Source organism: Gluconobacter sp., assembly GCF_047723935.1.
Taxonomy (GTDB): Bacteria; Pseudomonadota; Alphaproteobacteria; order Acetobacterales; family Acetobacteraceae; genus Gluconobacter.
The window spans coordinates 1-10,052 of the sequence record NZ_JBDOBO010000077.1 but is presented as its reverse complement, the minus strand read 5'-3'; the positions used below and the strand labels follow the sequence as shown (position 1 = coordinate 10,052).

The following is a 10,052-nucleotide window of genomic DNA, read 5'->3' as shown; positions in this document are numbered from 1 at the left end:
CGTCGGCGGTCGATCTGTGCCGCAGGCACGGGATCAGCGATGCGACGTTCTACACATGGCGGTCGAAATACGGCGGCATGGAAGTATCGGAGGCGCGGCGGCTCAAGGCTCTGGAAGAAGAGAACGCGAAGCTGAAGCGGCTTCTGGCGGAGAGCGTGATTGTAAGGGGACACTTAGTTCTGCACCACGGAGAGTCCGGGATTATGTGGGACGACCGGGGATGTCATGGGATGGAAACGCGCGGACGACCGGGATAAAATCAAGACAGAAAAGTTACCCACAGGAAGACGGGAAATTTCTCGTGGTTTTGCACCAAAATAGATTTGGATGTTTTTGGACAGTAGGTATTGCACTTCTCGCGCAGGGCGTGGAGCGAATATCAGGTCGCTCTTAATCGCCGCTTAGGGCTGTCTATCTCTATCATCGCACCGTCGCATGGGAAACTTGGGAAAAAATCTTCAAATTTGTTTTCTTGAATAGATTTTGGAATAGATGCCTGCATGTTCTTAACAGACGCGTCTGAAAATTCGCATTTATCATAGTCAAGAGCGCGAGCAGAATACGTTTTATAAGGTAATAGTTTGAGAAGATTGATAGCTTGCTCTATTTCTCGCACAACATATGTCATTTGCGATCCAGTTGCGATCCACCACTCGAACATATCTTCTTGTGAGATATCCCCTGGAACTAAATTTCTATTCACCCACGCCTTGGGGCATTTTCCTACTGCAGAGAATTCATCAGATTTACTGAGCATCCAAGGCCAGAGAAATCCCGAATTACGCAAATGGTCTCTAACAAATAATCTTTTATATTTTGGGCTCCCATCAGAAATAGTTAACCACAAAACCTCATCTATTCGTTCTCTATATTCAGGAACGCATCCAAATTTCATTCTTTCGTTTGAAACAGCCTTATCAAAGCAGGATTGCGAGGGCGAAAACGCATGCCTGTCCTCTATTTTGAATGGGGTCGGATGGCGAGGAGGAAGCGATGATCCTGCGATAAATGTGGTTGAATTAGACGGCATTAGCGGGCTCCTATGGTTCCCATGCGCCAGACGACGCGGCCTACGACGACGATGGGGCTTGCGCCCTGCTCGAAGAGCTGGCGGGCGCGGTCGGCGCTGATCTGTTCATCGCGGTATTGAGAATTGTCGCTGGAAACGACCAGATCACCGGACATATTCCAAGATAAGCGCTTGATGAGCAGATCAGTATCGCGGCGCATTACATAGACTGATCCAGTTATGACTGCATGGTCCCCGGTATCCACAAAGACGATATCGCCGTCTGACAGTGTTGGATACATGCTGTCACCGCGCACTGTAACAGCCACTAGATTAGACAAGCGTGATAATACCTGTGAAGGCAGGCTCATGCGCCCGATTTCTATTGTGGCGAAGTTCTCGACATTCGGAGCCAGCGCGCCTGGTCCGGCGCTGACTTCTCCTTCAAAAAGAGGAATCGAGATCTGATCACCGGAGCTTTGAGCAGGAACTGGCTGTTTTTCGACCACATTGCCGCCGAAGAGTAGCCATTGCAGAGAGACGCCGCAGGCAGATGCGAGACGGTTGGCTGTCCCGATTTTCATCTCGCGACCATTTAGATAATTACTCAGCGCGCTCGATGATATGCCTGAAGAGGCCACAATTCTGGAGTAGCCACCGCCACGTTCGACGGCTTCCTTGAGGCGCTCCACCACAAAATCTGGTTCCAAGTTGGGATTTCTTTCTTGGAACTCCTTAATCATGGCGAATGACACTCAGTTAAGCCATTATTGTGGTTATATTTTTTCGCTTTATCCACAAAATACCCACAACATTTAACTTGGAACTCCACATTTGGGGTTTCTTGTTCTCGTTTGTGGTGTATTCTCACCGGCAGAACTTCCAGAAACGAACGACCGGCAGAAATGACGGTCTTGGGGGTTGAGAAAAGGGCGGCTGGCACCGCCCCGGTTTGAGGAGCGTCACTATGACACAAACACATCGAAAAGGCATGCACGCCGAAGAGATCAAGGCGGCGCTGAAAATGCGCTTTGGCTCGCTGGCGGCGTTTGCCGTGCAACTCGGTCGGAATGAAGGTGCGGTGATGCGTGTCGAAACGCTGGAGCGAGATCTGAAGGCGACGCTCCAGCGCATTGAGACGTCGCTGGCTGTGGTCAGTGAGGGTGGCAGGAAAACCGAGCAGATGGTGGCCGTGATTGTGCGGGGTCACATGGAGCGAAAACTATGAGTGTTTCTGAGACAATTGTGGGTGACCGGCGCAGGAGTGTGCTGGAAAGTCTGTCCGAGATGAGCAGTTGCATGCTCAACGAGGATGTGCTGCTGCGGGCCGTTCTGGAGAGTGGTCGTCATACGGATCATGACACCTTGCGTGACGATCTGGTGTTTCTGGAAAGGCGTAGCTGCCTGCGGATCGAGAAGTTGATGAAATCCGACGGTGATCTGTGGAAAGTTGTCTTGACGCCGACAGGGCAGCGCGTCGCGCGGGGCGAGCAGATTGTCTCCGGTGTGGCGCAGGCGCTGGCGAGCTGATCCTATGCAACGTCCCTCTTCCATTGATAAGCTGCCGTCTGAAATCCGCGAGCTGATTCTGCGGCTGCGCAATGAAAAAGGCTTCACGTTTGACCAGATCATGACCAAGCTGACAGAGCTTGAGGTCGTGCATATCAGTCGGTCATCCGTGGGTCGATGGGTGAAGAGGCAGGCTCCGATCGCGGAACGTCTCCGACGATCCCGCGAGATAACTGAGGCGATTTTTCGTGAGACGGGCAAGGAGCCTGCATCCAAGACGGCGCAGCTGAATATCGAACTGATGCACTCCATGGTGTTCGATCTTTTCACTGTCAGCGAAGATGGTGATCCGGCTGCGATTGAAGGGCTGAAAAACAGCCCGTCCGATATGGAAAAGCTGGCGAGAACCGTGTCGCATCTCGTGAGCGCAGCCAAGGGTGATGCCGAATATCAGAAGCGTATCCGTGAGGAAATCGAACGCAGCATCCGAGAGGAAACGGCGGCAGGGATTGCTGAGACCGCAAAAGAGCGGGGCTGGGACAACGAGACAATCGATGCGGTCAAAGCGCGCATTCTCGGGATTAGGAAGTGAGCGACGCTTTCGATCCTGTCCGTGATCCGCTCTTGCCTTATCAGCAGCGGGTTATTCAGGAGGTGCTGTCGCATAACGTGACGGTCATCGAAAAATCGCGGCGTATCGGCATCTCATGGGTTCTGGCGTGGGTCGCCGTCATCACCGCTGCTGCCCATCGCCTCCAGCGCCGCCGCATCGCCCAGCATGAACGCCAGCGCGTTGGCCTGCTCCAGCGCCGCCGTCATCTGGTCGGTCGGCAGTTTCATCTTCCGGATTGTCGTCTCCAGATCCTCGAAACTGTCAGACGTCTGCACGGCCTTGCGGATCGGCGCGCTCATCGCAGACAGAGCCTGCTCGATCTCACCGCCGACACGCTGCCCCAGCATGTCGAGGATCGCGCTTTTGCCAACGCGCTGCGCGTGACGTTCCAGAATTTCACCAAGGTTCAGGCCGACATGCGTGGAGGCAGGCGGAACGACAGGCGCTGACTTCCCGGCACCCTGATCCGCCTCTGCTTCCTGACCCGGCTCCACGTCGCTCTGCACGGACGGCGGTGTCGCACGCCCTGGCAGCGTCTGCGCCGGACGCTGCTCACCCGGTAGCGCATGAGACGGCTGAACAGGCGTCGGCTGCGCCGTGACGCCGATCGTGTCATCGCCCTCCTCGGGTTGGCGATCTTCTTTTTGAGGCCATGCGTCGATCCCTGCCACGGATTGGTCTCTGCATAACCAACCTGTTCGGCCCATTTCCAGAAGGTGTTCATGGTGGACAGGTGACTGGCTACCACACGCGGACCGATGCCGGGCAATGCTTCCAGCCATTCCCTGAAATGACCGACTACCTTCTTGTCTATGGTTTCAATGGCAATGGTGCGGACAAAGCCTTCCGGGTCAGAGGTCTTGCTACCCTGAGACTCTGCAAGATACTGACCAAGGCGAGAGAAGCCCCGGTGGTGTCTGTCTATGAGCTCCTGAGTGACGTTCCCTTCAAGCTGAGGAAGCCAGCGATCCAGAAGGATGCTCAGGGGTGTGGTCAGACCGAATGCTATGTCATGCGCTTGGTGATACGCCTCATCAGCCATTCGCTGGCCTTTGGAGCCCGGATACTGTGCTGCGATCCGATTGGCTGCCTGAGCAAGCGCCTCATTCACGATATCAGCCCCAAAATCACGAGAGGAAAAGCTCTCACTGACGACGATACCTTCTGACGGGTCATCATTCAGATACTCGGGTGTCCGGTAGTCATCAGCACCAGCAAGGTCTTTGCGGGCCTTCAGAGCCTGTTCGAGTATCTGTGTCTGGAGGCTGCTGCCCAGTGAGGGAGACCAAGAGCCTTGAAGCGGAGGCAGATTGTGGGCAGACAGAGCCTGATTGATGGCCTCCCTCATAGCTGAGAGGGCTGCGTCACGCCTCCGGAGGGCTTCCCGATAGTCCTTGGTCTCAAGAGACTTCACAATGTCTCTGCGGGTTCCGTTGCGGGCTCCTGTGACTCGGCCAGTATCGGCCCAACGATCTTTTGGAATGATGAGGCGAGCATAATAGACGCTGCCCCGCTTGGTCATACCCTGCATGTCACCTTCGGCCTCTGGCAGCGAAGCTGCTTTTGAATGGCGCTTTGGTGTGACGCTAGAGGTATGACGCACGGCTACAGGGCTGTGACGCTTTTCTTTGCAAGTCATTGATTTTCAAGGGGTATTTTTCACTGGTGCGAACTGCGGGACTCGAACCCGGGCCAACCCGCAGTGACACGTTTCTAACTCCTTGAAACAGCAAAAAGAATGCGACGTGCTGTCTTCCGGTTAGTGTCTGAGTTCCCAGAATTGGTTAAACAGTCTGGGAACTTGATGGGGTCATATTTAACCTGTTTATGCCGGTGAATCCAGTTCTCTTTCCCCGAATGGTCTATTGATGATTGCCATGACTTCGGGGGCAGAAAATATCCGGTTTCTGGCATATCCGGTACGTTCCACCAGAATGCCAGCGGCCTGTAACTGTTCCAGCGCAGTCTTGGTTGCAGGAGCAGAAATGTCTAGAATTTTCCCAAGTCGTGTCGCTGTAATGACAGGACAATCAACCAGAACATCCAGTGCTCTCAGCGCTGCGGAGTTCTTTCTGTAGGAGCGTCTGCCCAGCCATTCCGCTTTCAGCGTCTCGGTTGCACTCCTGACAGCTTTGAATTCCTGCACGGTCCCAATAATTGCTTGTGACATGAAGGCAATCAGGGGGAGCCAGTTCAGTTTCTGCTGCGCCTGTTTCAGCGCGTCGTAATAGTCCTGTTTGTACGCTTCAATGTAGGAAGAGAGATAGAGAGGTGGCTCTTGTTCCGCTGCCAGCATCATCGGGATCAGAAGCCTGCCAACCCGCCCATTGCCGTCCCTGAATGGGTGGACAGCTTCAAAGTGGGCATGGGCGATAGCAATCCGCGTGATGAGTGACTGCGTCATCATCTGCATGCCATCCCCCGCCATATAATCGAGCGTGTCTTGAAGACACTGGGGCACCCGGTCAGGCGGGGGTGGGTTGTAGATGGAGTAGGCGATGTTATGTCTGCTGCCACCAATCCAGACAACGGTCGTTCGTAATGCTCCGGGAGTGCCGATATAGGATGAGTCATGTTTCATGACTTCCCGATGCAGTGCCAGCACGGTGTCGAGTGTGAAAACGCTCCTGCCGGATGCAGCGGCCAGAGGCAGGAATTTTTCAAGGGCCAGCGCATAGTCCCTGACCTGGCGTGTTTCCTGCGTGGCCTGTTCATCGTCTTCGTCAACGATCAGCAGTTCATCAAGGGTGCTGTGGGTGCCTTCCATCGCGGAACTGCTGACGGCCTCCCTGCTGCGGAGGGTTCTGCTAATGAGATAGGGATCAGTTGACGCCCGTGCCCATTCTGCAATTTGCCCCAGAGAAGCCATCGCCTGGGAGTGCAGGGCTGTGATGTCGTCCAGATATACCCCACTTTCAGGTGGAGCAGGTGGGACAACGCCATAATGGCTCTCATAAGGGGGAGGCAGGCGGGTCAGACACTCTCTGATGCCCCCCATTAAATCCTGACGGTTCATGGCGAAAACCTTCAACATGGGAGGGTAGAATGATCCATATTTAAGGTTTTTATCACAAGCTTAATTTTATGGCTATCGCCGCGTGCTTTATTTAAGCTTTCTGTCAAAGATGAAGGCAGGATGGTGCCATGCATTATATTGGTTGGGCATGTGGAATAAGCAGAGAATGAACTATATGGTTACTGGAAAGCGCCGGGGTTGAGTTCTTGCCGAACCTCAGGGGCATGCTGTTCCATATCTGACATAAGTGCTGGGTGTTCATTGCTATTGAGCCTGATGCCCGGCCCCAGACTGCCTTCCTCACCAATAAAGAGGATTCCTGCCGCCTCCAGTGTATGCCGGATCGCTTTGAGCGTTCTGTGATGGGGCGAGCGTGTGCCGGTCTCAAAATCAGCTAGTGTTCTAGAACCCACCTCAGCCAGCTGCGCCAGGTCTTTCTGGGAAAGGCCAAGCATGGCGCGGGCAGCACGACACTGCGAAGCCAGCAGAATGGACATGAAAACGAACCTTTGGAAAATACGGTGGCACCTTCGTATTTACTACCATGCTGCGCAAAAATGGCAATTTGAGTGAGAAAGTCAGGGTAAATTCCATTCCGGATTTTGAGGGATACACTTCAATAATATACATAAATAATATCGCATGGAACCAAATATGTTTACATAAAACGACGATAATGATAGATGACGCTCTCAGGCATGCAGTTCAGGTGTGCCTGTTGGGTCATTGTCGAAAGCAGCCATATGGCACGTTATGGATATGCAAGGGTTTCAACTGACGCACAGGTGAATGATCCCCAGATTTTCGCGCTTCAGAGTGAAGGGGTGGAAACAATTGTCACAGAGGTGATTTCAGGCTCCGTCCCAGCCCGTGTCCGTCCTCAGCTTTCGGAGCTTCTGGGCAAACTGAAACGGGGTGATAGCCTTGTGATTGCACGGCTTGACCGCCTTGGACGGGATACTGTGGATGTCCTGAATCTGCTGAGGATGCTGGATGAAGAGGGTATTCGGGTGCGGATACTGAATATCGGCGCAGAGACCGGTACCCCCAATGGCCGCATGTTCTTAACAATTCTCATGGCGATTGCAGAATTTGAACGTGAACTGATCCGGGAGCGAACACGTGCCGGGCTCGCTGCAATCCGGGCATCGGGAAAAAAGCTCGGTCGTCCAGACTGTCTGACAAAGCGACAGCAGGGCCATATTCGTGATTTATCGGAAAATGGCATGTCTCTGCGGGAAATCGCTGCAATTTTCAAAGTCAGTAAATCAACAGTCCATCGTGTTGTCAGGATAGCTCAATAGTGAGTGAAGGCCTGACTTCCGGACGATAGAATAAATTTGGACGGTCAGCATGTTTTCCTATAGATCGTTATCCGTCTGGCTTTGAAAAGGTGACCTACTTCTTGTCCGAAGGCGTTATAATTGTGCGTTTTTGACTGTCATAAGTCTTCATTCCCTTTTTCCATTTGTGATGTTGCCACGCGCCATACGAACATCCTGCGATTGCACCCATTACGGAATGACCAGAGCACACGAAGTGGCCTGCCACAGCCCCGGCTGCGCCATCAGCAATACATCCGTGAGGACGGGCTGGTGCTGTCGTTTGCCTGCTTGTCTGTGCCTGAACAGGCGATGTAGCAGACATAGCAAGAAGCAAGCCCACTAAAAGGGATTGTTGTTTTGGCACAGGTTTAGCCTTCATAGTGTTTGAGGTCTTCTATGGCTTTATAAACTCCGCTGAATGCGTCTTTGTATGCGTTTTAAACATTGGCTTTCTGGATTTTTTCCAATGTTTCGTAGACGATGGTTTGATATTTACTGAGTTGGATGATCTGGCTGGTAAAGGCATGGATCAAGCCGATGCCTAACATGCCGAGGAAAAAGAAACCGCAGACATAGCTGACAAGCTCTTTGTTTGAAGCAAAATAAAATCCTTCAGATAACGGCATAACAATAATCGCAACAATTATGATCGCAGCGAAATATATTGCGCTCACCTTGAGAAAGTCCATCCATATGCTACTGAAAGATGACATGAAGTTCTTCTTGTCGAAGAATGAAACATCTCCCGTAGTATCATTCTTTATTGCCAGATAATTTCCTGTTTTGGCACCTTTTGGTGCGCCCCATATGATTGTTGCCTGCTGACCTTCCCGACATGAGAAGTTATTCAGGTAGATTTCTGTTTCCCGGCCATCAGGAGAGACGATCCAGAATTTTTGATGGTTCTGGGTTTGGGTGTTGACCGCAGGAGGATTGATGAACCCACCGTATTTTGGGTGGATGTAGCCGCCACCGCCCGATGTGGTTACGGTTGTGGTTGACCATTTCCGCACACTGGAAATTTCACCGGATAAAGTGCAGAACCAATAGGTGTTACCGTCAATATCAATATCCATATCCATGGGTCTTATCCATAAAGCATGGTGTGGGTTTCATGCTTATCCAGCGTTATATGAGCGGAGCATGAACCATCAGATATTTCGATATGCATGTAATCATCATCTTTTTGTGGAATTGATGTTACCAAATTGTCTTTTGTATCTCTTGATGTAGAAGTGTAAGTATATACTCCAATTTTAAATCTATATTTTGAGTATTTGTTTTCAAAAGTGAATATTCCACATCTATCTTCTGTTTTTATATGTTGATATTCTGGATGATATTTTGAACCTACATTTATGGACTGGTCTATTTCTGTTACATTTCCGTAAATAGTAACGATATCTTTGGCACGCGCGTACGCTTTGAGTGGTTTGGGGTTGGACTCTGAAACGTCAGCAAAGGTGCTTCGCATCCCGCTATTAAAAACTCCGAGATAGAGAAGAGCACATATCCAATAAAGCAATGTGCCACCAAAAATGGCAATCAATGTCTTCATGTAACTTTACCTTCTGGGCGTATGCTGAGAGATAGGAGGCGGGCCTTATCAAGGCGAGCATGTAACCATGCCTGGCAGAAACGGGTTGGTTTCAAGAACAGCTATGGTTGCACTACAAGTCTCGGAAAATGATCGAACCGTAGTCAGAATCCGTCGTTTTTGGGACGGAAGGCTTCCGAAGAGCGAAGGGAGTAAAATGGTGTCCCAAAAACGTGTCCCGTTTACATAAGGAGACACAAACGATGGCGCGTTATGGTTATGCTCGCATTTCCACCGATGAACAGAGTCATGATCCTCAGCTTCTTGAGTTGAAAAGGGAGGGGCTTGAGGAGATCATCACCGATACTGTTTCAGGTCGGATTCCTGCGATGGAGCGTCCTGGAATGTCTGTTCTACTGAACCGGCTGGGGCAGGGGGATAGTATGGTGGTGGCACGTTTGGATCGGCTTGGACGTGATACCGTCGATGTCATGGGGCTGGTACGAAGCCTTACAGAAAACGGCGTTCGTGTGCGGATACTGAATATTGGGATTGAGACGGGTACGCCCAATGGTCAGTTATTTTTGACCATCCTTGCAGGCTTTGCCCAGTTTGAGCGGGAGATTATCCGGGAGCGGACGCGAGCGGGCTTGGAAGCCGCGCGTCAGGCCGGAAAGCGACTGGGGAGGTGCCCTATCCTGACGTCCCGTCAAAAAAAGCATGTCTGTGAGTTGAGGCAGGCCGGGAGGTCACTGGCAGAAATTGCAAAAATTTTTCGGGTCAGTCGGAGCACGATCTGGCGCACGGTCCAGTGCGGGCGATAGCGTGTCAAAAAGCAGGTTTTAGGGACAGTGGTGCCGTAGTCAGTTCGATGTGGCTTGACAAGCTTCCAGAAACGACCGTTTTTCGGACACTAAACGTTGTTGAGAGCATGTCGGTTGCGTTGGGGGTGATTGTTTAATGTCGGCTCACGCCTCTTCCTGGACATATAGGCGGTTGGGAGAATTTCCCGAAAGCCGACATTGAAACATTCAACGCTCTGC

Annotated in this window: 13 protein-coding genes and 1 pseudogene; 7 read left to right on the top strand and 7 right to left on the bottom strand. The window is 51.7% G+C overall.

Going from position 1 to position 10,052, the window contains the following annotated elements; all coding sequences use genetic code 11:
• Positions 1-161: pseudogene (locus ABF979_RS14565) on the top strand (transposase); the annotation flags it as partial.
• 218 nt (positions 162-379) lie between these two features.
• Here the strand turns inward: ABF979_RS14565 and ABF979_RS14560 are convergent.
• The gene (locus ABF979_RS14560) at positions 380-1,030 is read right to left on the bottom strand and encodes a hypothetical protein (RefSeq protein ID WP_149026358.1); all 651 of its coding nucleotides are present in this window, start codon (positions 1,028-1,030) and stop codon (positions 380-382) included.
• The gene (locus tag ABF979_RS14555; protein ID WP_077811918.1) at positions 1,030-1,752 is read right to left on the bottom strand and encodes a helix-turn-helix transcriptional regulator; all 723 of its coding nucleotides are present in this window, start codon (positions 1,750-1,752) and stop codon (positions 1,030-1,032) included. Before ABF979_RS14555 ends, ABF979_RS14560 begins: the two co-directional genes overlap by 1 nt.
• A 224-nt stretch (positions 1,753-1,976) precedes the next feature.
• Between ABF979_RS14555 and ABF979_RS14550 the strand changes: the two genes are divergently transcribed.
• From ABF979_RS14550 to ABF979_RS14535, 4 genes are read left to right on the top strand one after another with little or no spacing between them, the layout of a single operon-like run.
• Complete coding sequence (locus tag ABF979_RS14550; RefSeq protein ID WP_077811919.1) at positions 1,977-2,237, top strand: hypothetical protein; 261 nt, start codon at positions 1,977-1,979, stop codon at positions 2,235-2,237.
• On the top strand, positions 2,234-2,539 hold the full coding sequence (locus ABF979_RS14545) for a hypothetical protein (protein ID WP_077811920.1): 306 nt from the start codon (positions 2,234-2,236) through the stop codon (positions 2,537-2,539). Before ABF979_RS14550 ends, ABF979_RS14545 begins: the two co-directional genes overlap by 4 nt.
• 4 nt (positions 2,540-2,543) lie before the next feature.
• Positions 2,544-3,110 carry a phage protein Gp27 family protein gene (locus ABF979_RS14540; RefSeq protein WP_077811921.1) on the top strand — a complete coding sequence of 189 codons (567 nt, stop codon included), beginning with the start codon at positions 2,544-2,546 and terminating at the stop codon, positions 3,108-3,110.
• On the top strand, positions 3,107-3,580 hold the full coding sequence (locus tag ABF979_RS14535) for a hypothetical protein (protein ID WP_187668844.1): 474 nt from the start codon (positions 3,107-3,109) through the stop codon (positions 3,578-3,580). The genes ABF979_RS14540 and ABF979_RS14535 overlap by 4 nt, the downstream gene beginning before the upstream one ends.
• On the opposite strand, the gene ABF979_RS14530 is transcribed toward ABF979_RS14535, so the two are convergent.
• From ABF979_RS14530 to ABF979_RS14520, 3 genes are all read right to left on the bottom strand, one after another.
• A complete protein-coding gene (locus ABF979_RS14530) occupies positions 3,538-4,770 on the bottom strand; it encodes a DUF6538 domain-containing protein (RefSeq protein ID WP_149026360.1) in 1,233 nt (410 codons plus the stop codon). The two genes, ABF979_RS14535 and ABF979_RS14530, sit on opposite strands and share 43 nt — an antisense overlap.
• A gap of 186 nt (positions 4,771-4,956) precedes the next feature.
• The gene (locus ABF979_RS14525; RefSeq protein WP_187668907.1) at positions 4,957-6,147 is read right to left on the bottom strand and encodes a Fic family protein; all 1,191 of its coding nucleotides are present in this window, start codon (positions 6,145-6,147) and stop codon (positions 4,957-4,959) included.
• Between the two features lie 179 nt (positions 6,148-6,326).
• A complete protein-coding gene (locus ABF979_RS14520) occupies positions 6,327-6,644 on the bottom strand; it encodes a helix-turn-helix domain-containing protein (protein WP_077811924.1) in 318 nt (105 codons plus the stop codon).
• A 186-nt stretch (positions 6,645-6,830) separates the two neighbouring features.
• Between ABF979_RS14520 and ABF979_RS14515 the strand changes: the two genes are divergently transcribed.
• A complete protein-coding gene (locus tag ABF979_RS14515; RefSeq protein ID WP_415560527.1) occupies positions 6,831-7,451 on the top strand; it encodes a recombinase family protein in 621 nt (206 codons plus the stop codon).
• Between the two features lie 458 nt (positions 7,452-7,909).
• Here ABF979_RS14515 and ABF979_RS14510 read toward each other — a convergent pair whose 3' ends face one another.
• Both ABF979_RS14510 and ABF979_RS14505 read right to left on the bottom strand, forming a co-directional pair.
• Positions 7,910-8,554, bottom strand: coding sequence for a hypothetical protein (locus ABF979_RS14510; RefSeq protein WP_077811925.1), 645 nt, complete (start codon positions 8,552-8,554; stop codon positions 7,910-7,912).
• 5 nt (positions 8,555-8,559) lie between these two features.
• Positions 8,560-9,030 carry a hypothetical protein gene (locus ABF979_RS14505; RefSeq protein WP_415560526.1) on the bottom strand — a complete coding sequence of 157 codons (471 nt, stop codon included), beginning with the start codon at positions 9,028-9,030 and terminating at the stop codon, positions 8,560-8,562.
• Positions 9,031-9,272: 242 nt separating this feature from the next.
• On the opposite strand from ABF979_RS14505, the gene ABF979_RS14500 reads away from it, so the two are divergent.
• Complete coding sequence (locus tag ABF979_RS14500; protein ID WP_149026362.1) at positions 9,273-9,833, top strand: recombinase family protein; 561 nt, start codon at positions 9,273-9,275, stop codon at positions 9,831-9,833.
• The last annotated feature ends 219 nt before the right edge of the window (positions 9,834-10,052 follow it).